27 protein-coding genes are annotated in these 24,273 nt (G+C 67.1%); all 27 read right to left on the bottom strand.

Annotated elements, in window-relative coordinates; translation table 11 throughout:
- Positions 1-41: 41 nt before the first annotated feature.
- Positions 42-227: a type Z 30S ribosomal protein S14 gene (locus ACGFI7_RS02150; protein ID WP_132337023.1), complete on the bottom strand. Its 186-nt coding sequence runs from the start codon at positions 225-227 to the stop codon at positions 42-44.
- 4 nt (positions 228-231) lie between these two features.
- Positions 232-807, bottom strand: a complete 576-nt coding sequence (rplE, locus tag ACGFI7_RS02145; protein WP_270155258.1) for a 50S ribosomal protein L5 — start codon at positions 805-807, stop codon at positions 232-234.
- Complete coding sequence (gene rplX, locus ACGFI7_RS02140) at positions 807-1,118, bottom strand: 50S ribosomal protein L24 (RefSeq protein ID WP_393399578.1); 312 nt, start codon at positions 1,116-1,118, stop codon at positions 807-809. Before rplX ends, rplE begins: the two co-directional genes overlap by 1 nt.
- Positions 1,119-1,126: 8 nt before the next feature.
- Entirely contained in the window at positions 1,127-1,498 is a 372-nt protein-coding gene (gene rplN / locus ACGFI7_RS02135; protein ID WP_270155256.1) for a 50S ribosomal protein L14, read from the bottom strand.
- A 262-nt stretch (positions 1,499-1,760) separates the two neighbouring features.
- Positions 1,761-2,045 carry a 30S ribosomal protein S17 gene (gene rpsQ, locus ACGFI7_RS02130; protein ID WP_393398097.1) on the bottom strand — a complete coding sequence of 95 codons (285 nt, stop codon included), beginning with the start codon at positions 2,043-2,045 and terminating at the stop codon, positions 1,761-1,763.
- Positions 2,038-2,274, bottom strand: a complete 237-nt coding sequence (gene rpmC, locus ACGFI7_RS02125) for a 50S ribosomal protein L29 (protein ID WP_393398096.1) — start codon at positions 2,272-2,274, stop codon at positions 2,038-2,040. Before rpmC ends, rpsQ begins: the two co-directional genes overlap by 8 nt.
- 82 nt (positions 2,275-2,356) lie before the next feature.
- Entirely contained in the window at positions 2,357-2,776 is a 420-nt protein-coding gene (gene rplP, locus ACGFI7_RS02120) for a 50S ribosomal protein L16 (RefSeq protein WP_393398095.1), read from the bottom strand.
- A 2-nt stretch (positions 2,777-2,778) separates the two neighbouring features.
- The gene (rpsC, locus tag ACGFI7_RS02115; RefSeq protein ID WP_393398093.1) at positions 2,779-3,615 is read right to left on the bottom strand and encodes a 30S ribosomal protein S3; all 837 of its coding nucleotides are present in this window, start codon (positions 3,613-3,615) and stop codon (positions 2,779-2,781) included.
- Positions 3,615-3,968: a 50S ribosomal protein L22 gene (gene rplV / locus ACGFI7_RS02110; protein WP_020542306.1), complete on the bottom strand. Its 354-nt coding sequence runs from the start codon at positions 3,966-3,968 to the stop codon at positions 3,615-3,617. The genes rpsC and rplV overlap by 1 nt, the downstream gene beginning before the upstream one ends.
- Before the next feature lie 29 nt (positions 3,969-3,997).
- A complete protein-coding gene (gene rpsS / locus ACGFI7_RS02105) occupies positions 3,998-4,276 on the bottom strand; it encodes a 30S ribosomal protein S19 (RefSeq protein WP_030451498.1) in 279 nt (92 codons plus the stop codon).
- Between the two features lie 11 nt (positions 4,277-4,287).
- Positions 4,288-5,121 carry a 50S ribosomal protein L2 gene (rplB, locus tag ACGFI7_RS02100; RefSeq protein ID WP_393398090.1) on the bottom strand — a complete coding sequence of 278 codons (834 nt, stop codon included), beginning with the start codon at positions 5,119-5,121 and terminating at the stop codon, positions 4,288-4,290.
- 224 nt (positions 5,122-5,345) lie between these two features.
- Positions 5,346-5,648: a 50S ribosomal protein L23 gene (rplW, locus tag ACGFI7_RS02095; protein WP_393399575.1), complete on the bottom strand. Its 303-nt coding sequence runs from the start codon at positions 5,646-5,648 to the stop codon at positions 5,346-5,348.
- A gap of 35 nt (positions 5,649-5,683) precedes the next feature.
- Positions 5,684-6,340 (bottom strand): 50S ribosomal protein L4, encoded by a 657-nt coding sequence (gene rplD / locus ACGFI7_RS02090; RefSeq protein ID WP_393398088.1) that lies wholly within the window; start codon positions 6,338-6,340, stop codon positions 5,684-5,686.
- On the bottom strand, positions 6,337-6,990 hold the full coding sequence (gene rplC, locus ACGFI7_RS02085; RefSeq protein ID WP_393398086.1) for a 50S ribosomal protein L3: 654 nt from the start codon (positions 6,988-6,990) through the stop codon (positions 6,337-6,339). Before rplC ends, rplD begins: the two co-directional genes overlap by 4 nt.
- Before the next feature lie 14 nt (positions 6,991-7,004).
- The gene (rpsJ, locus tag ACGFI7_RS02080; protein WP_030912931.1) at positions 7,005-7,313 is read right to left on the bottom strand and encodes a 30S ribosomal protein S10; all 309 of its coding nucleotides are present in this window, start codon (positions 7,311-7,313) and stop codon (positions 7,005-7,007) included.
- Between the two features lie 261 nt (positions 7,314-7,574).
- Positions 7,575-8,768 (bottom strand): elongation factor Tu, encoded by a 1,194-nt coding sequence (gene tuf, locus ACGFI7_RS02075; RefSeq protein WP_270158950.1) that lies wholly within the window; start codon positions 8,766-8,768, stop codon positions 7,575-7,577.
- 110 nt (positions 8,769-8,878) lie between these two features.
- A complete protein-coding gene (fusA, locus tag ACGFI7_RS02070) occupies positions 8,879-10,927 on the bottom strand; it encodes an elongation factor G (protein ID WP_393399573.1) in 2,049 nt (682 codons plus the stop codon).
- Between the two features lie 90 nt (positions 10,928-11,017).
- Positions 11,018-11,488, bottom strand: a complete 471-nt coding sequence (gene rpsG, locus ACGFI7_RS02065) for a 30S ribosomal protein S7 (RefSeq protein ID WP_055505082.1) — start codon at positions 11,486-11,488, stop codon at positions 11,018-11,020.
- Positions 11,489-11,490: 2 nt separating this feature from the next.
- The gene (gene rpsL, locus ACGFI7_RS02060; protein ID WP_049572713.1) at positions 11,491-11,865 is read right to left on the bottom strand and encodes a 30S ribosomal protein S12; all 375 of its coding nucleotides are present in this window, start codon (positions 11,863-11,865) and stop codon (positions 11,491-11,493) included.
- Between the two features lie 458 nt (positions 11,866-12,323).
- Positions 12,324-16,199 carry a DNA-directed RNA polymerase subunit beta' gene (locus ACGFI7_RS02055; protein ID WP_393398083.1) on the bottom strand — a complete coding sequence of 1,292 codons (3,876 nt, stop codon included), beginning with the start codon at positions 16,197-16,199 and terminating at the stop codon, positions 12,324-12,326.
- A 17-nt stretch (positions 16,200-16,216) separates the two neighbouring features.
- A complete protein-coding gene (gene rpoB / locus ACGFI7_RS02050) occupies positions 16,217-19,696 on the bottom strand; it encodes a DNA-directed RNA polymerase subunit beta (protein ID WP_393398081.1) in 3,480 nt (1,159 codons plus the stop codon).
- A 437-nt stretch (positions 19,697-20,133) separates the two neighbouring features.
- Positions 20,134-20,628, bottom strand: coding sequence for a hypothetical protein (locus ACGFI7_RS02045; RefSeq protein ID WP_393398079.1), 495 nt, complete (start codon positions 20,626-20,628; stop codon positions 20,134-20,136).
- Entirely contained in the window at positions 20,625-21,113 is a 489-nt protein-coding gene (locus tag ACGFI7_RS02040; protein ID WP_393398077.1) for a hypothetical protein, read from the bottom strand. Before ACGFI7_RS02040 ends, ACGFI7_RS02045 begins: the two co-directional genes overlap by 4 nt.
- A 193-nt stretch (positions 21,114-21,306) precedes the next feature.
- Entirely contained in the window at positions 21,307-21,702 is a 396-nt protein-coding gene (gene rplL, locus ACGFI7_RS02035; RefSeq protein WP_148036772.1) for a 50S ribosomal protein L7/L12, read from the bottom strand.
- Between the two features lie 69 nt (positions 21,703-21,771).
- Positions 21,772-22,296 (bottom strand): 50S ribosomal protein L10, encoded by a 525-nt coding sequence (rplJ, locus tag ACGFI7_RS02030; RefSeq protein ID WP_393398075.1) that lies wholly within the window; start codon positions 22,294-22,296, stop codon positions 21,772-21,774.
- Between the two features lie 240 nt (positions 22,297-22,536).
- Positions 22,537-23,364, bottom strand: a complete 828-nt coding sequence (locus ACGFI7_RS02025; protein ID WP_393398073.1) for an LppX_LprAFG lipoprotein — start codon at positions 23,362-23,364, stop codon at positions 22,537-22,539.
- A 164-nt stretch (positions 23,365-23,528) separates the two neighbouring features.
- Complete coding sequence (gene rplA / locus ACGFI7_RS02020) at positions 23,529-24,251, bottom strand: 50S ribosomal protein L1 (RefSeq protein ID WP_393398071.1); 723 nt, start codon at positions 24,249-24,251, stop codon at positions 23,529-23,531.
- Positions 24,252-24,273: the final 22 nt, after the last annotated feature.

The raw sequence follows: 24,273 nt of genomic DNA, 5'->3' as shown, positions 1-24,273 counted from the left end.
TCACCCGACGGGGGACGACGAACGCCGCCCCCCAAGGGTAACTACCAGCTGGACTTGGTGATGCCAGGCAGCTCGCCCCGGTGAGCCATCTCGCGGAAGCACACGCGGCACAGGCCGAACTTCCGGTAGACGGCGCGCGGGCGCCCGCAGCGCGAGCAGCGGGTGTAGGCGCGCACCTGGAACTTCGGCTTGCGCCCCGCCTTGGCGATCAGCGACTTCTTCGCCATTGGATCAGGCCTCCTTGAAGGGGAAGCCGAGGAGCTTGAGCAGCGCCCGGCCCTGGTCGTCGTTCTTCGCGGTGGTCACGATCGTGATGTCCATGCCCCGCGGCCGGTCCACCTTGTCCTGGTCGACCTCGTGGAACATGACCTGCTCGGTCAGGCCGAACGTGTAGTTGCCGTTGCCGTCGAACTGCTTCGGCGACAGGCCCCGGAAGTCCCTGATGCGCGGCAGGGCCAGCGCCAGCAGACGGTCCAGGAACTCCCACATGCGGTCACCGCGGAGCGTGACGTGCGCGCCGATCGGCATGCCCTCGCGCAGCTTGAACTGGGCGATGGACTTGCGGGCCCGGACGACGGCCGGCTTCTGACCGGTGATCACGGTGAGGTCGCGGACGGCGCCCTCGATCAGCTTCGAGTCACGGGCCGCCTCGCCGACACCCATGTTGACCTTGATCTTCACCAGGCCGGGGATCTGCATCACGTTCTCGATGCCGAACTCCTCGCGAAGCTTCGCCGCGATCTCCTCGCGGTACTTCGTCTTGAGGCGCGGCGTCGGGCGCTCGGTCTCAGTGGTCGTAGCAGTCATCAGCTGTCCTCACCCGTCTCGTCGGCCTTGTCAGCCTTCTTGTCGGCGGGCTTGTCGGCGGCCTTGTCCTTGGGGCTGTCGTCCTTGAGCTTCTTCACGTTGCTCACGTGGATGGGAGCCTCCATGGTCTGCACACCGCCGCTCTTGGCGCCGCGCGGACCCTGGTTGGTCTCCTTGGAGTGCTTCTTGATCATGTTGACGCCCTCGACCACCACACGGTCCTCGCGCGGCAGCGTGGCGATGATCCGGCCCTTGGCGCCCTTGTCCTTGCCGGCGATGACGGTGACGAGGTCACCCTTCTTCACATGCAGCTTCGGCATTACAGCACCTCCGGGGCGAGCGAGATGATGCGCATGAACTTCTTGTCGCGCAGCTCACGGCCGACCGGGCCGAAGATACGGGTGCCACGAGGGTCGCCGCTGTCCTTGATGATGACGGCGGCGTTCTCGTCGAAGCGGATGTAGGAGCCGTCGGGCCGGCGGCGCTCCTTGGCGGTGCGGACGATGACGGCCTTGACGACATCGCCCTTCTTGACGCCCGTGCTGCCCGGCAGAGCGTCCTTGACAGTGGCGACGATGATGTCGCCGATACCGGCGTAGCGTCGGCCCGAGCCGCCGAGCACGCGGATGCAAAGGATCTCCTTGGCACCCGTGTTGTCGGCGACCTTGAGCCGCGACTCCTGCTGGATCACGTTGACTCCTGTTAGTCGCGCCGGTTCTCACGGGGAAGCGCGCTTCCTCGTGAGCCTGGCGGAACCCGATATGGTCTTGGTCCCCCGGCCACACACCGCCAGGAGGCTCCGCCTCACGCCCCCGGGGCCCGAAGGCACCGGGAGCCCTGAGGAGTCGCCTCCTGGGGCCGCACCGCAGGCGACGCGAGGCCTCGCGGCCCCGCGTCCTTGGACGCCGTCATGGGGAGCGACCCCCACGAGGCGCGGTATATCCGAGAAAGCCTTACTTGGCCTTCTCGAGGATCTCCACGACCCTCCACCGCTTGGTGGCGGAGAGGGGGCGGGTCTCCATCAGAAGCACACGGTCGCCCACGCCGCAGGCGTTGGACTCGTCGTGCGCCTTGTACTTGGTCGTACGGCGGATGACCTTGCCGTACAGCCGGTGCTTGACCCGGTCCTCGACAGCGACGACGACGGTCTTGTCCATCTTGTCGCTCACGACCAGGCCCTCACGAACCTTGCGGAAGTTCCGCTGCTCGTTCGTCTCAGTGGTCTCGGTCTCAGCCATCGCTCGTCTCCTTCTCGACCGTGACGATGCCGAGCTCACGCTCGCGCATCACGGTGTAGATACGGGCGATCTCGCGGCGGACGGCACGCAGCCGCCCGTGGCTCTCCAACTGACCGGTCGCCGACTGGAAGCGGAGGTTGAACAGCTCCTCCTTCGCCTCCTTGAGCTTCTGGACCAGGGTGTCCTGGTCCTCGAGCCGCAGCTCTCCGGCGGTCAGGCCCTTAGCCATCACGCCTCACCCACTTCACGCTTATCGATCTTGCAGCTTGAATCAGCGCGGCATCGGCGGCTTGTGGTTCGCGAAGCGAACATCACGCCTCACCCACTTCGCGCTTAACGATCTTGCACTTCATCGGCAGCTTGTGGATCGCGCGCGTAAGTGCCTCACGCGCGACCGACTCCGCCACGCCTGACAGCTCGAACATCACGCGTCCGGGCTTGACGTTGGCGATCCACCACTCCGGCGAACCCTTACCGGAACCCATGCGGGTCTCGGCCGGCTTCTTGGTGAGCGGGCGGTCGGGGTAGATGTTGATCCACACCTTGCCACCACGGCGGATGTGACGGGTCATGGCGATACGGGCCGACTCGATCTGGCGGTTGGTCACGTAGGAGTGCTCAAGCGCCTGAATGCCGTACTCGCCGAACACGACCCTGGTGCCGCCCTTGGCGGCTCCGCTGCGAGTGGGCCGGTGCTGCTTGCGGTGCTTGACCCTGCGCGGGATCAGCATGGTCAGCTCCCTTCAGCACCCGGCTGCGCGGCCGGGCCGGTCTCGGGGGCGGCCTGCGCGGCCGCCTCAGTCCTGGGGGCGCGGTCGCCACGACCACCGCCGCGGCGGGCACCACCGGAACGGCGCGGACGGTCGCCGCCGCCCCTCCGGTCGTCCCGCTCCCGGCGCTGACCGGCGCGGGCGCCGGCAGCGGCGGCCTCACGCTCGGCGCGGCTGGTCGCGGCCTCACCCTTGTAGATCCACACCTTCACGCCGATCCGGCCGAAGGTGGTACGGGCCTCGTAGAAGCCGTAGTCGATGTCCGCGCGGAGCGTGTGCAGCGGCACCCGGCCCTCGCGGTAGAACTCCGACCTCGACATCTCGGCGCCGCCGAGACGACCCGAGCACTGCACCCGGATGCCCTTGGCGCCGCTCTTCATGGCCGACTGCATCGCCTTGCGCATGGCCCGACGGAACGAGACACGGCTGGAGAGCTGCTCGGCCACGCCCTGCGCGACGAGCTGGGCGTCGGTCTCGGGGTTCTTCACCTCGAGGATGTTGAGCTGGACCTGCTTCTTGGTCAGCTTCTCCAGGTCGCCGCGGATGCGGTCGGCCTCCGCGCCGCGGCGGCCGATGACGATGCCCGGACGCGCGGTGTGGATGTCGACCTGGACGCGGTCGGTCGTACGCTCGATCTCGACCTTGGAGATGCCGGCCCGCTCCATGCCCTTCTGCAGCATGCGACGGATCGCCACGTCCTCGGCGACGTACGACTTGTACAGCTTGTCGGCGTACCACCGGCTCTTGAAGTCGGTCGTGATGCCGAGGCGGAACCCGTGCGGGTTAACCTTCTGGCCCACTATCGGGTCCTTCCCTTCGGCTCGCGGGACTCCACGATCACGGTGATGTGGCTCGTCCGCTTGTTGATCCGATAGGCACGACCCTGAGCACGCGGACGGAACCGCTTCAGTGTCGGGCCCTCGTCGACCCACGCGCGGCTGACGACCAGCGTCTGGGGGTCGAGATCGAAATTGTGCTCGGCGTTCGCCATCGCGGACGAGAGCACCTTGTAGATCGGCTCGCTCGCCGACTGGGGAGCGAACTGCAGCACGGCCTGCGCCTCCGAAGCGGGCAGCCCGCGAATAAGGTCCACCACACGGCGGGCCTTCTGGGGCGTGACGCGGACGAACCGCGCCTGAGCCCTGGCTTCCATCGCTTACTCCTCTTACTTCTGAAGGCTGTCTATCGCCGGCTGCGGCGGTCTTCCTTGACGTGGCTGCGGAACGTCCGCGTCGGGGCGAACTCTCCGAGCTTGTGACCGATCATCGACTCGGTGACGAACACCGGGACGTGCTTGCGGCCGTCGTGCACGGCGATCGTGTGACCGAGCATGTCGGGCACGATCATGGAGCGCCGCGACCACGTCTTGATGACGTTCTTGGTGCCCTTCTCGTTCTGCGCGTCCACCTTCTTCTGAAGGTGATCGTCGACGAAAGGGCCCTTCTTAAGGCTACGTGGCATTCTGGCTGCTCCTACCGCTTCTTCTTGCTACGCCGGCGAATGATCAGGCGGTCGCTGGCCTTGTTGGGCTGGCGGGTGCGGCCCTCGGGCTTGCCCTTCGGGTTCACCGGGTGGCGACCACCGGAGGTCTTGCCCTCACCACCACCGTGCGGGTGGTCGACGGGGTTCATGGCGACACCGCGGACGGTCGGGCGCTTGCCCTTCCAGCGCATGCGGCCGGCCTTGCCCCAGTTGATGTTGGCCTGCTCGGCGTTGCCGACCTGACCCACGGTCGCGCGGCAGCGCACGTCGACCATGCGCATCTCGCCCGAGGGCATACGCAGCGTGGCGTACTGGCCCTCCTTGGCGAGCAGCTGGATCTGCGCGCCCGCGGAGCGGCCGAGCTTGGCGCCACCGCCCGGACGGAGCTCCACCGCGTGGATGAAGGTACCGGTCGGGATGTTGCGCAGCGGCAGGCAGTTGCCCGGCTTGATGTCGGCCGCGGGGCCGTTCTCGATGCGGTCGCCCTGCTTGAGACCGGTCGGCGCGATGATGTAACGCTTCTCGCCGTCGGCGTAGTGCAGCAGCGCGATGTTGGCGGTGCGGTTGGGGTCGTACTCGATGTGAGCGACCTTGGCCGGAATGCCGTCCTTGTCATGCCTACGGAAGTCGATGATCCGGTAGGCGCGCTTGTGACCGCCGCCCTGGTGGCGAGCGGTGACCCGGCCGTGTACGTTGCGGCCGCCCTTGCCGTGAAGGGGTGCAAGCAGCGACTTCTCCGGCGTGCTGCGGGTGATCTCGGAAAAGTCCGAGACACTCGCGCCGCGACGACCCGGAGTCGTCGGCTTGTACTTACGGATGCCCATCTTTTTCGTTCATCCTTCGTCGGAATCCGGTTCCGGAGAACCGGATCTCTAGTTTCACTGTCAAGCGCCCCCGCGTATCGGACCTCGAAGCCGCCAGGCTTCGGGGCCCGAACCCGCAGGTGCCGGATTGACCGTCGTGCGAAACCCTCGCCGGCCTGGCCGGGGGGATCGCGGGGGGCAGAACCCCCCGCGCGGCTGGTAAGAGAAGGCGGAGCCTTCCTTCGTCAGCCGATCTGCCCGAAGATGTCGATCCGGTCGCCCTCGGCCAAGCTCACGATCGCGCGCTTGGTGTCGGGACGCTTGCCGAAACCGGTCCGGGTGCGCTTGCGCTTGCCCTGCCGGTTGATCGTGTTCACCCCGGTGACCTTGACCCCGAAGATCTTCTCCACCGCGATCTTGATCTGCGTCTTGTTCGCGGTGTTCCGCACCAGGAACGTGTACTTGTTGTTCTCGTCGATCAGGCCGTAGCTCTTCTCGGAGACCACCGGCTTGATGATGACGTCACGCGGATCGACGATCCGCGTCATGGTCGTCTTGCGCGCGACCGGCTGAGCGTTGTCCATCAGGCGTCTTCCTTCTCAGTGCGAGCGCCCGCAGACAGCCGGGCCACGACCTGGTCGTACGCCTCCTGCGTGAAGACCACGGCGTCGTTGCAGAGCACGTCGTAGGTGTTGAGCTGCCCGGAGTCCAGCAGGTGGACCTCAGGCGCGTTGCGCAGGCTCATCCAGGTCAGCTCGTCGTCCGCGTCGACCACGACGAGGACGCTCCTGACCTGGGTGATGGCCCGCAGCGCCTGGAGGGCGGCCCGGGTCTTCGGCGTCTCGCCGTCGACCAGGCTGCTCACCACGTGCACGCGGCCGGCGGCCGCCCTGTCGGACAGGGCGCCGCGGAGCGCGGCGGCCTTCATCTTCTTGGGCGTCCGCTGCGAGTAGTCGCGCGGCACCGGGCCGTGGACGACGCCACCGCCGGTGAACTGCGGCGCACGGGTCGAGCCCTGACGGGCGCGGCCGGTGCCCTTCTGCCGGTACGGCTTCTTGCCGCCGCCGGAGACCTCACCACGGGTCTTGGCCTTGTGCGTGCCCTGCCGGCGCGCGGCCTGCTGGGCCACCACGACCTGGTGGATCAGCGGGATGTTGACCTTCGCGCCGAAGATGTCTTCGGGCAGCTCGACGGAGCCGGCCTTGGCGCCGCTCGCGTCGAGCACGTCGATGCTGGTCACTTCGCGGCCCCCTTCTTGGCAGCGGTGCGGACGAGGACCAGGCTGCCGTTGGCGCCGGGAATCGCACCCTTGATCAGGATGAGACCCTTCTCGGCGTCCACGGCGTGAACCTTGAGGCTCTGCACAGTCGTGCGGACGTTACCCATCCGCCCCGCCATGCGCAGGCCCTTGAATACGCGGCCCGGGGTGGCGCAGCCACCGATGGAACCCGGCGACCGGTGCTTGCGCTGCGTACCGTGCGACGCGCCCAGACCACCGAAGCCGTGCCGCTTCATGACGCCCGCGAAGCCCTTGCCCTTGCTCTTGCCCGTCACGTCGACGAACTGGCCGGCTTCGAAGGTGTCGGCCAGCAGCTCCTGGCCGAGCGTGTAGTCGCTCGCGTCGTCGGTGCGGATCTCCGCGAAGTAACGGCGCGGGGTGATGTCGTGCTTACGCAGGTAGTCGCCGAGCGGCTTGTTGACCTTCCGGGGGTCGACCTGCCCGAAGCCGAGCTGGATGGCGGAGTAGCCGTCCTTCTCGGCGGTGCGGACGCGGGTCACCACGCACGGACCGGCCTCGACCACGGTGACTGGAACCAGTCGGTTGTCCGCGTCGAAGACCTGGGTCATGCCGAGCTTCTTGCCCAGGACGCCCTTGATCGTCTTAGCCATGTCAGTGCGTTCCCTCAGAGCTTGATCGAAATGTCGACGCCCGCGGGGAGGTCGAGCCGCATGAGCGAGTCGACGGTCTTGGGCGTCGGGTCGATGATGTCAATCAACCGCTTGTGCGTGCGCATCTCGAAGTGCTCGCGGCTGTCCTTGTACTTGTGCGGCGAGCGGATGACGCAGTACACGTTCTTCTCGGTCGGCAGCGGCACCGGGCCTGCGACCTTCGCGCCAGTCCGCGTCACCGTCTCGACGATCTTCTTGGCCGAAACGTCGATGACCTCGTGGTCATAGGCCTTAAGCCGGATGCGGATCTTCTGTCCCGCCATAGTGGCCTCGGTGTCCTTCGCTGTCGTCAGAAAAAGTATCGTGCGGCTTGTGCCGCTGTTGGGTCGTGCCCCACGTGACAGACGTATTCGATCTGTCTTTTCTTCCGTGATCCGGCAGTAACTTCGGTCCTAGTCCCGAAGTGACTGCTGGATCACGGCTGTCCCCGTGGGGCCCGGACCGGCCCGCCTCGTGGCGGACCGCCCCGGTCGTGGTACGACGGCCGGCCCCTTTCGGGGGCCGACCGCCGCCCCGCGGTCGTGCTACTTGAGGATCTTCGTGACCCGACCGGCGCCGACGGTGCGGCCACCCTCACGGATCGCGAACTTCAGGCCTTCCTCCATGGCGATGGGCTGGATCAGCTCAACGCGCATTTCGGTGTTGTCGCCCGGCATGACCATCTCGGTGCCCTCGGGGAGGTTCACCACACCGGTCACGTCAGTCGTACGGAAGTAGAACTGCGGGCGGTAGTTGTTGAAGAACGGCGTGTGGCGGCCGCCCTCGTCCTTGGACAGGATGTAGACCTGGCCCTCGAACTCGGTGTGCGGAGTGGTCGTGCCCGGCTTGATGATGCACTGGCCGCGCTCGACCTCGTCGCGCTTGATGCCGCGGAGCAGCAGGGCGGCGTTGTCGCCGGCCTCACCGGTGTCGAGCATCTTGTTGAACATCTCGATGCTGGTGACGGTGGTGGTCGTCTTCTCCGGCTTGATGCCGATGATGTCGACCTGCTCGTTGACCTTGACGACGCCGCGCTCGATACGACCGGTGACGACGGTGCCGCGACCGGTGATCGAGAACACGTCCTCGACCGGCATGAGGAACGGCTTCTCCGTCTCACGCGGCGGCTCGGGCACGTTCTCGTCGACGGCGTTCATCAGCTCGATGATGCTGTCGGCCCACTTCTCGTCGCCCTCGAGGGCCTTGAGAGCGGAGACGCGCACCACGGGCAGGTCGTCGCCGGGGAACTCCTGCGCGGACAGGAGCTCGCGGACCTCGAGCTCGACGAGCTCCAGGATCTCCTCGTCGTCGACCATGTCGGCCTTGTTGAGGGCCACGACGATGTAGGGGACGCCGACCTGGCGGGCCAGGAGGACGTGCTCCTTCGTCTGCGGCATCGGGCCGTCGGTGGCGGCGACCACGAGGATGGCGCCGTCCATCTGAGCGGCACCGGTGATCATGTTCTTCACGTAGTCGGCGTGACCGGGGCAGTCCACGTGGGCGTAGTGGCGCTTGTCGGTCTGGTACTCGACGTGCGAGATCGAGATCGTGATGCCGCGGGCCTTCTCCTCGGGCGCCTTGTCGATCTTGTCGAACGGCGTAGCCGCGTTGAGCTCGGGGAAACGGTCGTGGAGCACCTTGGTGATCGCCGCGGTCAGCGTGGTCTTACCGTGGTCGATATGCCCAATGGTGCCGATGTTCATGTGCGGCTTTGTCCGCTCGAACTTGGCCTTGCCCACTGGTTCTCTCCTTGAGAATCTGACTGACTTTCGTCTGCACACTCGGGCCCGGGTGTTCCCGAACCCCTAGGCGGCGGGACGGCTCGCACCGTCCCGCCAGGGACCGGGAACTACTCGCCCCGGGCCTTCGCGACGATCTCCTTGGCGATGCCCGGGGGCACCTCCGAGTAGGAGTCGAACTGCATGCTGTAGCTCGCCCGCCCCTGCGTCTTGCTACGCAGGTCACCCACGTAGCCGAACATCTCAGACAGCGGGACGAGCGCCTTGACGAGACGGGCGCCGGCCCGCTCGTCCATCGCCTGGATCTGCCCCCGGCGACCGTTGAGGTCACCGATGACGTCACCCATGTAGTCCTCGGGCGTGGTGACCTCGACGGCCATCATCGGCTCGAGGAGCACGGCGTCAGCCTTGCGCGCGGCCTCCTTGAAGGCCATCGAGCCGGCGATCTTGAACGCCATCTCGGAGGAGTCGACGTCGTGCGCGGCACCGTCCTGGAGCGTCACCTTCACGCCCACCATCGGGTAGCCGGCCAGCACGCCGAACTCGGCGGCCTCCTGGGCGCCCGCGTCGACCGACGGGATGTACTCCCGCGGCACGCGGCCACCCGTGACCTTGTTCTCGAACTCGTAACCGTCGTTGCCCTCACCCAGCGGCTCGACGTCGATGATCACCCGCGCGAACTGACCGGAACCACCGGTCTGCTTCTTATGGGTGTAGTCGACCTTCTCCACCTTGCGGCGGATGGTCTCGCGGTAGGCGACCTGGGGACGACCGACGTTCGCCTCGACCTTGAACTCGCGGCGCATCCGGTCGACCAGGATCTCCAGGTGAAGCTCGCCCATGCCCCAGATGACCGTCTGACCGGTCTCCTCGTCACGACGGACCTGGAAGGACGGGTCCTCCTCGGCCAGCCGCTGAATGGCCGTGGACAGCTTCTCCTGGTCGCCCTTGGTCTTGGGCTCGATGGCGACGTTGATGACCGGAGCCGGGAACGTCATCGACTCGAGCACGACCTGCTTGGTCGGGTCGGACAGGGTGTCGCCGGTGGTGGTGTCCTTCAGACCCATCACGGCGACGATCTGACCGGCGATCGCCGACGGGCGCTCTTCGCGCTTGTTGGCGTGCATCTGGTAGATCTTGCCGATCCGCTCCTTCTTGCCCTTCACAGAGTTGATGACCTGTGAACCGGCCTCGAGCGTGCCCGAGTAGATGCGGATGTAGGTGATCTTGCCCAGGTGCGGGTCGCTGGCGATCTTGAAGGCCAGCGCGGAGAACGGCTCCGACGGGTCGGCGTGCCGCTCGACCGCGGTGCTCTCGTCGCCGACCGCGTGGCCCTTGATGGCCGGGATGTCGGTCGGCGCCGGGAGGTAGGCGACGATCGCGTCGAGCAGGGGCTGGACGCCCTTGTTCTTGAACGCGGTGCCACACAGGACCGGGTTGATGGCGCTCGCCAGCGTGGCGCGGCGCAGGCCCGCCACCAGCTGCTCCTCGGTGGGCTCGGTGCCCTCCAGGAAGAGCTCCATCAGCTCGTCGTCGTTCTCGGCGACGGTCTCGATGAGGCGGTCACGCCACTCGCGAGCGGCTTCGGCGTGGTCGGCGGGGATGTCGACGACGTCGTACATCTCGCCCTTGGCCGCCTCGGAGCTCCAGATGAGCCCCTTCATCTTGATGAGGTCGATGACGCCCTTGAAGTCGGCCTCGACGCCCCACGGAAGCTGGACGACCGCCGGCGTCGCCGCCAGCCTGCTGATCATCATGTCGACGCAGCGGTGGAACTCCGCGCCGACGCGGTCCATCTTGTTCACGAAGCAGATGCGGGGGACGTTGTAGCCGTCAGCCTGACGCCACACCGTCTCCGACTGCGGCTCGACACCCGCCACACCGTCGAACACGGCGACGGCACCGTCGAGGACACGCAGCGACCTCTCCACCTCGATGGTGAAGTCGACGTGGCCCGGGGTGTCGATGATGTTGATGGTGTGACCGTCCCAGCTACAGGTGGTCGCGGCGGACGTGATCGTGATGCCGCGCTCCTGCTCCTGCTCCATCCAGTCCATCGTGGCAGCGCCCTCGTGGACTTCACCGATCTTGTAGTTGATGCCGGTGTAGAACAGGATGCGCTCGGTCGTGGTTGTCTTGCCCGCGTCGATATGGGCCATGATCCCGATGTTGCGGACCTTGGCCAGGTCAAGAGCGGTCGTGGTGGCCACTTTCTTCGCGTCCTCGTCGTCTCGTCGAACCCGCCGGGGTTACCAGCGGTAGTGGGCGAAGGCCTTGTTGGACTCGGCCATCTTGTGGGTGTCCTCGCGCTTCTTCACGCTCGCCCCGAGACCGTTGCTGGCGTCGAGGAGCTCGTTCATGAGGCGCTCGGTCATGGTCTTCTCGCGGCGGGCGCGGGAGTACTGCACCAGCCAGCGCAGCGCCAGGGTGGTGCTGCGCGCGGCGCGCACCTCGACCGGCACCTGGTAGGTCGCGCCACCGACGCGACGGCTGCGGACCTCGAGGGTCGGCTTGACGTTGTCGAGCGCGCGCTTGAGGGTGACGACCGGGTCGTTGCCCGTCTTGTCCCTGCAGCCCTCGAGGGCGCCGTAGACGATCGACTGCGCGATGGAGCGCTTGCCGTCCAGAAGCACCTTGTTGATCAGGGCGGTGACCAGCGGCGAACTGTAAACCGGGTCAGCCATGAGCTGACGACGGCCAGGAGAACCCTTGCGAGGCATAGTTAGCTCTTCTCCCTCTTCGCGCCGTAACGGCTACGGGCCTGCTTGCGGTTGCGGACGCCCTGGGTGTCCAGCGAACCTCGGATGATCTTGTAGCGAACACCCGGCAGGTCCTTCACACGACCGCCACGCACGAGCACGATGGAGTGCTCCTGCAGGTTGTGACCCACACCGGGGATGTAGGCCGTGACCTCGATGCCGTTGGTGAGCCGCACACGGGCCACCTTGCGCAGTGCCGAGTTGGGCTTCTTCGGAGTCGTGGTGTAAACGCGCTGGCACACGCCGCGCCGCTGCGGACTCCCCTTGAGGGCAGGAGTCTTGGTCTTTGAGACCTTGTCCTGCCGGCCCTTGCGGACCAACTGCTGAATAGTGGGCACTGCCACTCCGTTTCGTGCCTGGCCGGTGTTACGTCAGTTAGCAATTCGCAGGTTCTGCCGGTGTCATGACCTGCGCATTGTCCTTGCTTCCGCGCCCCCGCGCTCGGGCGTGTCGCGCGCTCTACGCACTGACACATCCGTGAGGACTACGAGCTAGGAAGCCGACCTGCGCTGCCGTGAAAGAGCGCACGGTCGAGAGCCCGCAAACTACGGGCACGATGGTCTAGGTTACCAGGACCCCGCGACACGTCAAAACGGCGCGACAAGGCTGGTAAGCCTTCTCGCTCCGGGAGTCGCACGGCCCCATCCTCATCGAGGCCCGGCTACTGCTCGCGCCTCATGATATAGCCAGATCCGGTCTGCCGCCGACCATACGAGGAACATCACCCCGGGCGGAGACCGGAACGAGCGAGCGCCCGGACCCTCCTGCGAGGGGCCGGGCGCTCGTCCGTGACGCGTTACCGGTTGTACTGACCGAAGTCGTACTCCTCCAGCGGCACAGCCTCGCCGCTGCCGGTGCCGAACGTATAGTCGGCCGCGGAGCCGTCGTAGCCGCCCACGGTGTACATGGCAGCCTTGGCCTCCTCGGTCGGCTCGACCCGGATGTTGCGGTACTGGGGCATGCCCGTACCGGCCGGGATGAGCTTACCGATGATGACGTTCTCCTTTAGGCCCAGGAGCGAGTCGGACTTGGCGTGGATCGCCGCGTCCGTCAGGACCCTGGTGGTCTCCTGGAAGGAGGCCGCCGACAGCCAGGACTCGGTGGCCAGCGACGCCTTCGTGATGCCCATGAGCACCGGGCGACCGGCCGCGGGGCCGCCGCCCTCGGCGACGGTCTCGCGGTTGAGCTGCTCGAACCGCGGCCGCTCGACGAGCTCGCCGGGCAGCAGGTCGGTGTCACCGGACTCCAGCACGTTCACGCGCTTGAGCATCTGCCGCACGATGATCTCGATGTGCTTGTCGTGGATCGACACACCCTGCGAGCGGTAGACCTGCTGGACCTCCGCCACCAGGTGCAGCTGCACGGCCCGCGGGCCGAGGATGCGCAGCACCTCGTTGGGGTTGACCGCACCGGCCACCAGCTGCTGGCCGACCTTCACCCGCTCACCCTCGGAGACGAGCAGGCGCGAACGCATCGACACCGGGTAGGCGATCTCCTCGGAGCCGTCGTCCGGAACGATGACGATCTTGCGCGCCTTGTCGGTCTCGTCGATGCGGACCCGGCCCTCCGCCTCGGAGATCGGGGCGACACCCTTGGGGATGCGCGCCTCGAACAGCTCCTGGACTCGGGGCAGACCGTGGGTGATGTCGGCGCCCGCCACACCACCGGTGTGGAAGGTACGCATCGTCAGCTGCGTGCCGGGCTCACCGATCGACTGGGCGGCGATGATGCCGACCGCCTCGCCGACGTCCACCAGCTTGCCGGTCGCCAGCGAGCGGCCGTAGCAGGTGGCGCAGACACCGATCTTCGCCTCGCAGACGAGCGCGCTGCGGGTGCGGACCGTCTCCACGCCGGCCTCGACCAGCTTGGTGACGTGGATGTCGTTGATGTCGGCGCCGGCGGCCACGATGACCTTGCCGTCGACCTCGACGTCCTCGGCCAGGATGCGACCGTGCACGTTGGACTCGGCGTTCTCCGCCTTGACCAGGTTGCCGGACATGTCACGCTCGCCGACGGCCAGCGGGACGGCGCGGTCGGTGCCGCAGTCGATCTCGCGGACGATGACGTCCTGCGCGACGTCCACCAGACGACGGGTCAGGTAACCCGAGTCGGCGGTGCGCAGCGCGGTGTCGGCCAGACCCTTCCGCTGACCGTGGGTGGAGATGAAGTACTCCAGCACCGACAGGCCCTCGCGGAACGAGGCCTTGATCGGCCGCGGGATCGTCTCACCCTTGGTGTTGGAGACCAGGCCGCGGATGCCGGCGATCTGACGCACCTGCATCTTGTTACCGCGGGCGCCGGAGTTGACCATCATCCAGACCGGGTTGGTCGCCGGGAAGGCGTTGACCATGTCGGTCTCGACGTCGGCCGTGGCGTGGGTCCAGATCTCGATGAGCTCCTGACGGCGCTCCTCGTCGGTGATCAGACCACGCTCGTACTCACGCTGCACCTTGTCGGCGCGGCGCTCGTAGTTCTCCATGATCTCGGTCTTGTTCGGCGGCGCGACGACGTCCTCGATCGAGATCGTGACGCCGGAGCGGGTCGCCCAGCGGAAGCCGGCGTCCTTGAGCGCGTCGAGCGAGTTGGCGACCTCGATCTTCGGGTAGGTCTCGGCCAGCTCGTTGACGATCGTGGACAGCTGCTTCTTGCCCACCTGGAAGTTGACGAACGGGTAGCTCATCGGCAGCGTCTGGTTGAACAGGCAGCGGCCGAACGTCGTCTCCAGGCGGATCGGGTCACCCTGCTCCCAGCCCTCGGGAGCGACCCAGTCACGCGGCGGCAGGACGTCCTTGAGCCGGATCTGGATCTTCGCCTGGATCTCCAGCTCGTGACGGTCGAAGGCCATCTGCGCCTCGGCGACGGAGCCGAACACGCGGCCCTCGCCCCGCGCGCCTTCCTTCATGGTGGTCAGCCAGTAGAGGCCGATGACCATGTCCTGGGTGGGCATCGTCACGGGCTTGCCGTCGGCCGGCTTGAGGATGTTGTTGGTCGAGAGCATCAGGATGCGTGCCTCGGCCTGGGCCTCAGCCGACAGCGGCAGGTGCACGGCCATCTGGTCGCCGTCGAAGTCCGCGTTGAACGCGGTGCAGACGAGCGGGTGGATCTGGATGGCCTTGCCCTCCACGAGCTGCGGCTCGAACGCCTGGATGCCCAGACGGTGGAGCGTGGGCGCGCGGTTGAGCAGCACCGGGTGCTCGGTGATGACCTCTTCGAGCACGTCCCACACCACAGGGCGGGCGCGCTCGACCATCCGCTTGGCCGACTTGATGTTCTGCGCGTGGTTGAGGTCCACGAGCCTCTTCATCACGAACGGCTTGAACAGCTCCAGCGCCATCTGCTTGGGCAGGCCGCACTGGTGGAGCTTGAGCTGCGGGCCGACGACGATGACCGAACGGCCGGAGTAGTCGACGCGCTTGCCCAGGAGGTTCTGACGGAACCGGCCCTGCTTGCCCTTGAGCATGTCGCTGAGCGACTTGAGCGGACGGTTGCCGGGACCGGTGACCGGACGGCCGCGACGGCCGTTGTCGAACAGCGCGTCGACGGCCTCCTGCAGCATCCGCTTCTCGTTGTTCACGATGATCTCGGGCGCGCCGAGGTCGAGCAGACGCTTGAGGCGGTTGTTCCGGTTGATGACCCGGCGGTACAGGTCGTTCAGGTCGGAGGTCGCGAACCGGCCACCGTCGAGCTGCACCATCGGGCGCAGGTCCGGCGGGATGACCGGGATGCAGTCGAGGACCATGCCGCGCGGCGAGTTGGTGGTGTTGAGGAACGCCGACACCACCTTGAGCCGCTTGAGCGCGCGGGCCTTCTTCTGGCCCTTGCCGCTGCGGATCGTCTCGCGGAGGTTCTCGGCCTCGGCGTCGAGGTCGAAGCTGGCGAGCCGGTCCTGGATGGCCTGCGCGCCCATGCCGCCCTTGAAGTAGCGGCCGAAGCGGTCGCGCATCTCGCGGTAGAGCAGCTCGTCGCCCTCGAGGTCCTGGACCTTGAGGTTCTTGAACCTGCTCCAGACCTCCTCGAGCCGGTCCAGCTCACGCTGGGCCCGGTCGCGGAGCTGGCGCATCTCGCGCTCGGCGCCCTCGCGGACCTTGCGGCGCTGGTCGCCCTTGGCGCCGGCGGCCTCGAGCTCGGCCAGGTCGCCCTCGAGCTTCTTCTGCCTGGCCTCGACGTCGGCGTCGCGGCGCTGCTCGATGTGCTGCCGCTCGACGGAGATCTTCGCCTCCAGCGAGGGCAGGTCACGCTCACGCATCTCGGTGTCGACATGCGTGATCATGTAGGCCGCGAAGTAGATGACCTTCTCCAGGTCCTTCGGGGCCAGGTCGAGCAGGTAGCCCAGACGCGACGGGACGCCCTTGAAGTACCAGATGTGCGTGACGGGGGCGGCCAGCTCGATGTGGCCCATCCGCTCACGGCGCACCTTGGCCCGGGTCACCTCGACGCCGCAGCGCTCACAGATGATGCCCTTGAACCGGACGCGCTTGTACTTGCCGCAGTAGCACTCCCAGTCGCGGGTCGGACCGAAGATCTTCTCGCAGAAGAGCCCGTCCTTCTCCGGCTTGAGGGTGCGGTAGTTGATGGTCTCTGGCTTCTTGACCTCGCCGTGCGACCACTGACGGATGTCGTCGGCCGTCGCCAGCCCGATCCGAAGCTCGTCGAAGAAGTTGACGTCCAGCATTATGTGCGATCTCCCCCTCAGACTTCTTCCACGCTGCTCGGCTCACGCCGGGACAGGTCGATACCGAGCTCCTCCGCGGCGCGGAAGACGTCCTCGTCGGTGTCGCGCATCTCGATCGACATGCCGTCGCTGGACAGCACCTCGACGTTGAGGCAGAGCGACTGCATCTCCTTGATGAGGACCTTGAAGGACTCCGGGATACCGGGCTCGGGGATGTTCTCGCCCTTGACGATGGCCTCGTAGACCTTCACCCGGCCGAGAACGTCGTCGGACTTGATGGTCAGGAGCTCCTGCAGGGCGTAGGCGGCGCCGTACGCCTCCAGCGCCCACACCTCCATCTCACCGAAGCGCTGGCCGCCGAACTGCGCCTTACCGCCGAGCGGCTGCTGAGTGATCATGGAGTACGGGCCGGTCGAGCGGGCGTGGATCTTGTCGTCGACCAGGTGGAGCAGCTTGAGGATGTAGATGTAGCCGACCGAGATCGGGTACGGGAAAGGCTCGCCGGACCGGCCGTCGAAGAGCCGGGCCTTGCCGGTCTCCTCCACCATCCGGTCGCCGTCGCGGTTGGCGACGGTGTTGCGCAGCAGACCGACGATCTCTTCCTCGTTGGCGCCGTCGAAGACCGGGGTGGCGACGTTGGTGCGCGCCTCGACCTTCTCGAAGCCCTTCTCGCGCAGCCGCTCGGCCCACGCCTCCTCGATGCCGGAGATGTCCCAGCCGCGGGCGGCGATCCACCCCAGATGGGTCTCCAGCACCTGGCCGACGTTCATCCGGCCGGGCACGCCCAGCGGGTTGAGGATGATGTCGACCGGCGTGCCGTCCTCCAGGAACGGCATGTCCTCCACCGGCAGGATCTTGGAGATGACGCCCTTGTTGCCGTGCCGGCCGGCCAGCTTGTCACCGTCGGTGATCTTACGCTTCTGCGCCACGTACACGCGCACCAGCTCGTTGACCCCCGGCGGCAGCTCGTCGCCCTCCTCACGGGAGAACACCCGCACGCCGATGACCTTGCCCTGCTCACCGTGCGGCACCTTCAGCGAGGTGTCACGGACCTCCCGGGCCTTCTCCCCGAAGATCGCCCGCAGCAGCCGCTCCTCCGGCGTCAGCTCGGTCTCACCCTTCGGGGTGACCTTGCCGACCAGGATGTCGCCGGGCACCACCTCGGCGCCGATCCGGATGATGCCGCGCTCGTCGAGATCCGCCAGCACCTCCTCCGACACGTTCGGGATGTCCCGGGTGATCTCCTCCGGGCCCAGCTTGGTGTCACGGGCGTCGACCTCGTGCTCCTCGATGTGGATCGAGGACAGCACGTCGTCCTGCACCAGCCGCTGCGACAGGATGATCGCGTCTTCGTAGTTGTGGCCCTCCCACGGCATGAACGCCACCAGGAGGTTCTTGCCCAGCGCCATCTCACCGGAGTCGGTGCAGGGGCCGTCGGCGATGACCTGGTTGACCTCGACCCGGTCGCCCTCGGCCACGATCGGCTTCTGGTTGAACGAGGTGCCCTGGTTGGAGCGCTTGAACTTGGCCACCCGGTAGGTGGTGCGGGTGGCGTCGTCGTTGGCCACGGTGATGTAGTCGGCGGAGACCTCCTCCACCACACCGGCCTTCTCCGCGCTGATGACGTCACCGGCGTCGGTCGCGGCACGGTATTCCATGCCGGTGCCGACCAGCGGCGCCTCGCTCTTGAGCAGCGGCACCGACTGACGCTGCATGTTGGAGCCCATGAGCGCGCGGTTGGCGTCGTCGTGCTCCAGGAACGGGATCATCGCGGTGGCCACCGACACCATCTGGCGCGGCGACACGTCGATGTAGTCGACTTCCTCGGCCCTGGCCAGCTCGGTCTCGCCGCCCTTGGTGCGGACGAGCACCCGGGACTCGGCGAACGAGCCGTCGGCGTTGAGCGCGGTGTTGGCCTGCGCCTTGACGTAACGGTCTTCCTCGTCGGCGGTCAGGTAGTCGATCTGCTCGGTCACCTTGCCGTCGACGACCTTGCGGTAAGGCGTCTCGACGAAGCCGAACGCGTTGATCCGGCCGTACGAGGCGAGCGAGCCGATGAGGCCGATGTTGGGGCCTTCAGGGGTCTCGATCGGGCACATCCGGCCGTAGTGGGACGGGTGCACGTCGCGGACCTCGAAGCCGGCCCGCTCACGGGACAGACCACCGGGGCCGAGCGCGGACAGCCGCCGCTTGTGCGTCAGGCCGGCCAGCGGGTTGGTCTGGTCCATGAACTGCGACAGCTGGGAGGTGCCGAAGAACTCCTTGATCGACGCCACCACCGGGCGGATGTTGATCAGGGTCTGCGGCGTGATCGCCTCGACGTCCTGCGTGGTCATGCGCTCGCGGACGACGCGCTCCATGCGGGCCAGGCCCAGGCGGACCTGGTTCTGGATGAGCTCGCCGACGCTGCGCAGGCGGCGGTTGCCGAAGTGGTCGATGTCGTCGGTCTCGACGATCACCGTGTCGATCGGCGCCTCGGGGGCGGCCGGCATCGACTCCTCGCCCGCGTGGAGGCGGACGATGTACTCGATGGTGGCGACGATGTCTTCTTCGGTCAGCGTGCCCTGGGTGATGTCGGCGCCGACGCCGAGCTTCTTGTTGATCTTGTAGCGGCCGACCTTCGCCAGGTCATACCGCTTGGGGTTGAAGTACAGGTTCTCCAGCAGGGTCTGCGCCGACTCCTTGGTCGGCGGCTCACCCGGCCGCAGCTTGCGGTAGATGTCGAGCAGGGCGTCGTCCTGACCGGCGGTGTGATCCTTCTCCAGCGTGGCCCGCATCGACTCGTACTGGCCGAACCGCTCCAGAATCTGCTCGCTGGTCCAGCCCAGCGCCTTGAGCAGCACGGTCACGGCCTGCTTGCGCTTGCGGTCGATGCGCACACCGACGCTGTCGCGCTTGTCGATCTCGAACTCCAGCCAGGCGCCCCGCGAGGGGATCACCTTGCAGCCGAACAGATCCTTGTCGGAGGTCTTGTCGACACTGCGGTCGAAGTAGACCCCCGGCGAACGCACCAGCTGCGAGACCACGACCCGCTCGGTGCCGTTGATGATGAACGTGCCCTTCGGCGTCATGAGCGGGAAATCGCCCATGAACACCGTCTGGCTCTTGATCTCACCAGTGGTGTTATTGATGAACTCCGCCGTCACGAACATCGGGGCGGAGAAGGTCATGTCCTTGTCTTTGCACTCATCGACTGAGTACTTGGGCGGCTCGAACCGGTGATCGCGGAACGACAAGGACATGGTCCCCGAGAAGTCCTCGATCGGACTGATCTCTTCGAAGATCTCTTCGAGACCCGACTGGGTCGGGACGTCCTTGCGCCCGGCCTGGCGAGCCGCCTCGACCCGGGCCTTCCACTTCTCGTTGCCCAGCAACCAGTCGAACGACTCGGTCTGCAGGGCGAGAAGGTCAGGAACTTCGAGCGGCTCCTGGATACGCGAAAAAGAGACGCGACGGGGACCGGCGGGTACGGCGGAGGCGTTGCGCGAGGCTGCCAACAGATGTCCTTCCGAGGGCTCGCGGCGGACTGACTACACGCACGCCAGACAACCTCGCAACGTGAGCAAGCGGAGCGGGTCGTCAAAGGGCAGCGCAAAGGGGCAGTGTAGCCGAACGGCACACGCCTGTCCACTTCGCTCTCGCTGCATGCTTCACGTTGGTCGCAGCATCGCTCGTTCGAACGAATACGTCAAGCCCGCAAGCCCGACTTTTAGCCGTCTAGGGGCTCAGACGCTGGGTTTTCTCCCCTGTGTGACTGATCGCCTACCGCCAGGCCCAAGACGATACCCGCGAACGGGGGCGGTTAACGCTCCGTCACACCGAGGGTCGAACCCAGGCCGACAACCGGTGTAGCTGTGACGGAAGTACCCGTGGCAAAGGACTCGCTAAACCTGATTTTTGGTAACAATTGAAGGTCGTGACGCGCCCGAACCGGTCACGCGGTCCCGATCAGGGTCGACAGGTCCGAGACCAGCCACCTGTCACCCTGCTTGATCATGACGAACCTGGCACGGGTCCGGCTCACCTGCTGGCGCGGTCCTGCGCTGCCCGCGGCCTCCGTGATCGTACCCGTGTTCACGAACAGCAGAACCTCCACCCTCCCCGGGTCCGCGCGCTCGACCGCCGCGGCCACCACGGACGCGGTCTGGACCATCTTGCGCTCCTTGGCCCGGGTCGCCAGCGAGCCCGACAGCTCCGCGTACTGCCGGGTGAGCGCCCCGGTCGTGTGCTGCCCCGCGCGCGCCAGGTCGCGATCGACCGTGCGGTAGTCGTACGAGAGCAGCTCAGGAGCGACGGCCTTGGCCGCGGCCATCGCCTCGGCCCCGGCGGCCTCGCCGCCGCGCAGCGCCCGCCAGTCGAACCAGAGCACGCCCGTCGCGACGCCCAGGGCGAGCACCAGGACGCCGAGCACCGCCGTCACCGCCCTCACGAGACCTGCTCCGCCTTCGACACCAGCCAGACGCCCCGAACCTTGGCCAGGTCCATCCGCCACCGGTAGAAGCGCTCCTGGGGGGCGTCGTCGGAGCCGTCCCAGCGGATCACCACGTCCGCGACGACGAGCGCCTTGGCGGTGTCCCCGGAGATCGACTCCAGCCCGGCGGCGCGGACCACGCCCTCCTGGACGACCTTGTTCTTGCGGGTGGTCCGAACCAGTTCGCCGGCGGCCGCCTCGTAGGCGGTCCTGGCGGCGCCGGTGGAGCTGGTCAGGATGCGGTGCACGTCGGAGTCGACGGTCTCGTAGTGGAGCGAGAGCAGGTTCATCGCGTGCGTGCTCGCGGCCCGCAGCGCGGCCCCGCGCTCGTCCGCCCTGGCCTGCGCGTCGCGCTCCTGCGCGCCGAGCCAGACCGCCGCCGCCCCGAGCAGGGCCGCCAGGACGGCCAGCACGGGCACGGCCGCACGGGACTCCCGTGACATCGCCTCACCCCTCCCGGCCGGTCGCCGGATCATAACCCGCGGGTTTCCGGTGGGACCCGCCATTCGCCCCCACACCGTACGAACCGGACCCGAAAGGTATGGCGCCGCCGATCGCCCGGACAGACCCCGGGCATGCGAAAGGGGCGGCACACCCGGCACCAGGGTGTGACCGCCCCTTTCGAAGCGCTCGGTCTTACTTGACCGTGACGGTGGCGCCGGCGCCCTCCAGGGCAGCCTTGGCCTTCTCCGCCTGCTCCTTGTTGACCTTGCCGTCGAAGACGTTCTTCGGAGCGCCGTCCACCAGGTCCTTGGCCTCCTTCAGGCCGAGGGACGTGAGGGCGCGGATCTCCTTGATGACCTGGATCTTCTTGTCACCGGCGGCCTCGAGGATGACGTCGAACTCGTCCTGCTCCTCGGCAGCGGCGGCGGCCTCGCCACCACCGGCGGCGGCCGGAGCGGCGGCGACCGCGACCGGGGCGGCGGCCTTGACGTCGAAGGTCTCCTCGAACTGCTTCACGAACTCGGAAAGCTCGAGGAGGGTCATCTCCTTGAACGCGTCGAGCAGCTCGTCGGTGCTGAGCTTCGCCATGATGTTTCCTCCGTATGGAACTTGCGAAAAATTAGGAACGGGACCGCGGGTGTTGCGGCAATCCCCGAGCTACTCGCCCGACTCTTCGCGCTTGGCGCGAAGGGCCTCGGCCAGCTGAGCCATGTTGGTGGGCAGCGCGGCGAGCATCGCGGCAGCAGCGCTCTGCTTCGCCTTCATCGCGCCAGCAAGCTTCGCGAGGAGGACCTCGCGGGACTCGAGGTCGGCGAGCTTGGTGATCTCGGTGGCGTCCAGCGTCTTGCCGTCGAGGACGCCGCCCTTGATCACCAGAAGGGGATTGGCCTTGGCGAAGTCACGCAGACCCTTGGCGGCCTCGACAACGTCACCGTTGACGAAGGCGATCGCGGTCGGCCCGGTGAGCAGGTCGCTGAGACCCGCGTAGCCGGCCTCGTTGGCCGCGATCTTGGTCAGGGTGTTCTTCGCCACGGCGAACTTCGCATTCTCACCGAGAGAGGTGCGCAGCTGCTTGAGCTGGGCGACGGTGAGACCGCGGTACTCGGTCAGAACGGCGGCGGCGCTGCCTTCGAACTCGCGCTTGAGCTCGGCAACCGCTGTCGCCTTATCCGCCCTCGCCATGGGCCTCCTTCCAGTGGTGCCACCGGTGAAGGTCCCTGACATGAGAACAGCCCCGGGCGCAGGGCGCACACGGGGCTCGCACACATGGAATGCACCATATGGGAAACTCGCATCACACCTGCGCGGGTCGTCCACCTGACGTGGAGCCTTCGGTCGCCAGGCTTTGAGGCACCTGGCGACGACCGGCGGTCTTCGGCAACGACCAGAGTACGGGCTGGCCGCCGAGTTTCCAAATCGTTCTCAGTTGGTGGTGCCCTTCGGCAGCTCACCGACCTGGTCGGCGGCCGGGGCCTGGATGTCGACAGGCTCGTTGTAGCCCTTGAACATCAGCGTCGCGTCGAGCTTGCCGCCCTCCTTGGCGCCGCTCATGGAGAGCTTGCGGGGCAGGCCGTCGGCGGCGACCCAGATGTCGAACGTGACGTCCTTCAGCTCGGCCAGGTTCTGCCGGGCCTGCTCCTGCTTGTCGGCGGGGAGCTGCTGCACGGCCGCCTCGACCGGGAACGTGCCGCTGTAGTGGGTGGTGTCGGTGCCGCCCACGCTCTCGGTGCCGACGGACTTGACGTCCTGCGACGTGGTGATCATCTTGGTCACGCTGGCCAGATCGAACTGCTGCACCTGGGCGAGCACCTGGTTCACCTGGTCGCGGTCGCCCGCCTCGGTCAGCGACACCTTGATCCACGGCTTGGTGGCGCCGAGCACCTTGTTGAGTGTCTCGACCTTGACGTACACCGTGTCGCCCTGGAGGATCACCCGCGCGCCGCCGGGCAGCTCACGGCCGCCCAGGTCGGCCGCGTCGATCGTCAGATCGAGGGCGAGCTGCGGCCGGCTCTGGTAGAGCATGCGGCCCTGGACCTTGCCGCTGCCCTCCTGCGGGTGCGAGACGTCGACGACGGCGTCGACCGTGTAGGAGCTGACCTCTGTCGTCTTCTGCGCCGTCTGAGCCAGGACCTCGGAGGCGGCGAGATTCACCTGAATAGGCTGCGCGTTCGTTCCACAGCCGGCGACCGCTGTCGCGGCCAGAGCGGCCGCGGTCGCGGCGATGGCAAGAGAAAACCTGCGCTTCAGCATGTTTCGACCCTACGTGTCGGGAGACTCGTCGTAGCGCTTTCCCTGACGTTCTCATGGAAAACCCAGGGATGTCCCTGAGGGCATTCCGTACGAGGAAGGCCCGGACAAGTCCGGACATGGAAAAGCCCCGGCGCGATGTGCGCCGGGGCCTTTCTCGACGATCGTCAGGCGGAGTCGAGCTCGGCCACGATGCCGCGGGTGACGTTGGGGTCGACCGGGACACCGGGGCCCATGGTCGTGGAGAACGTCACCTTCTTGATGTAACGGCCCTTGGCCGCCGACGGCTTGAGCCGCAGCACCTCGTCCAGCGCGGCCGCGTAGTTCTCCAGGAGCTGGCGCTCGCCGAACGACGTCTTGCCGATGATGAAGTGCAGGTTGGCCTGCCGGTCGGTGCGGAACTCGATCTTGCCGCCCTTGATCTCCGTCACGGCCTTGGCGACGTCGGGCGTCACGGTGCCGGTCTTCGGGTTGGGCATGAGACCACGCGGGCCGAGGACGCGGCCCAGACGGCCGACCTTGCCCATGAGGTCCGGCGTGGCCACCACGGCGTCGAACTCGTTGAGCCGGTTGCCCTTGGAGATCTCGTCGATCAGCTCGTCGGCGCCGACGATGTCGGCGCCCGCCTCGCGGGCCGCCTCGGCACGGTCACCGGTCGCGAAGACCAGGACCCGGGCGGTCTTACCGGTGCCGTGCGGGAGGTTGACCGTGCCGCGCACGATCTGGTCGGCCTTGCGAGGGTCGACGCCCAGCCGCAGCGCCACCTCCACGGTGGCGTCGAACTTGGTGGTGGACGTCTCCTTGGCCAGCCTGGCGGCGTCGGCCGGGGTGTAGAGCTTGTCGCGGTCGACCTTGGCGGCCGCGTCCTTGTGCGCCTTGCTGCGCTGCATTTCTGTGCTCCTAGTGGTGTGC

This window comes from Nonomuraea sp. NPDC048826 (assembly GCF_043198225.1).
GTDB lineage: Bacteria > Actinomycetota > Actinomycetes > Streptosporangiales > Streptosporangiaceae > Nonomuraea.
The sequence above is the reverse complement of the archived record's forward strand: the minus strand, read 5'-3'. Positions and strand labels throughout refer to the sequence as shown.

Coding starts and splice junctions, on each gene's coding strand:
- ACGFI7_RS02150 (WP_132337023.1), bottom strand. CDS start 227: ATGGCGAAGAAGTCGCTGATCGCCAAGGCGGGGCGCAAGCCGAAGTTC.
- rplE (WP_270155258.1), bottom strand. CDS start 807: ATGACTGCTACGACCACTGAGACCGAGCGCCCGACGCCGCGCCTCAAG.
- rpsQ (WP_393398097.1), bottom strand. CDS start 2,045: ATGGCTGAGACCGAGACCACTGAGACGAACGAGCAGCGGAACTTCCGC.
- rpmC (WP_393398096.1), bottom strand. CDS start 2,274: ATGGCTAAGGGCCTGACCGCCGGAGAGCTGCGGCTCGAGGACCAGGAC.
- rplP (WP_393398095.1), bottom strand. CDS start 2,776: ATGCTGATCCCGCGCAGGGTCAAGCACCGCAAGCAGCACCGGCCCACT.
- rplV (WP_020542306.1), bottom strand. CDS start 3,968: ATGGAAGCCAGGGCTCAGGCGCGGTTCGTCCGCGTCACGCCCCAGAAG.
- rpsS (WP_030451498.1), bottom strand. CDS start 4,276: ATGCCACGTAGCCTTAAGAAGGGCCCTTTCGTCGACGATCACCTTCAG.
- rplB (WP_393398090.1), bottom strand. CDS start 5,121: ATGGGCATCCGTAAGTACAAGCCGACGACTCCGGGTCGTCGCGGCGCG.
- rplW (WP_393399575.1), bottom strand. CDS start 5,648: ATGACGCGGATCGTCGATCCGCGTGACGTCATCATCAAGCCGGTGGTC.
- rplC (WP_393398086.1), bottom strand. CDS start 6,990: ATGGCTAAGACGATCAAGGGCGTCCTGGGCAAGAAGCTCGGCATGACC.
- rpsJ (WP_030912931.1), bottom strand. CDS start 7,313: ATGGCGGGACAGAAGATCCGCATCCGGCTTAAGGCCTATGACCACGAG.
- fusA (WP_393399573.1), bottom strand. CDS start 10,927: ATGGCCCATATCGACGCGGGCAAGACAACCACGACCGAGCGCATCCTG.
- rpsG (WP_055505082.1), bottom strand. CDS start 11,488: ATGCCTCGCAAGGGTTCTCCTGGCCGTCGTCAGCTCATGGCTGACCCG.
- ACGFI7_RS02055 (WP_393398083.1), bottom strand. CDS start 16,199: ATGCTGGACGTCAACTTCTTCGACGAGCTTCGGATCGGGCTGGCGACG.
- ACGFI7_RS02040 (WP_393398077.1), bottom strand. CDS start 21,113: ATGTCACGGGAGTCCCGTGCGGCCGTGCCCGTGCTGGCCGTCCTGGCG.
- rplL (WP_148036772.1), bottom strand. CDS start 21,702: ATGGCGAAGCTCAGCACCGACGAGCTGCTCGACGCGTTCAAGGAGATG.
- rplJ (WP_393398075.1), bottom strand. CDS start 22,296: ATGGCGAGGGCGGATAAGGCGACAGCGGTTGCCGAGCTCAAGCGCGAG.
- ACGFI7_RS02025 (WP_393398073.1), bottom strand. CDS start 23,364: ATGCTGAAGCGCAGGTTTTCTCTTGCCATCGCCGCGACCGCGGCCGCT.
- rplA (WP_393398071.1), bottom strand. CDS start 24,251: ATGCAGCGCAGCAAGGCGCACAAGGACGCGGCCGCCAAGGTCGACCGC.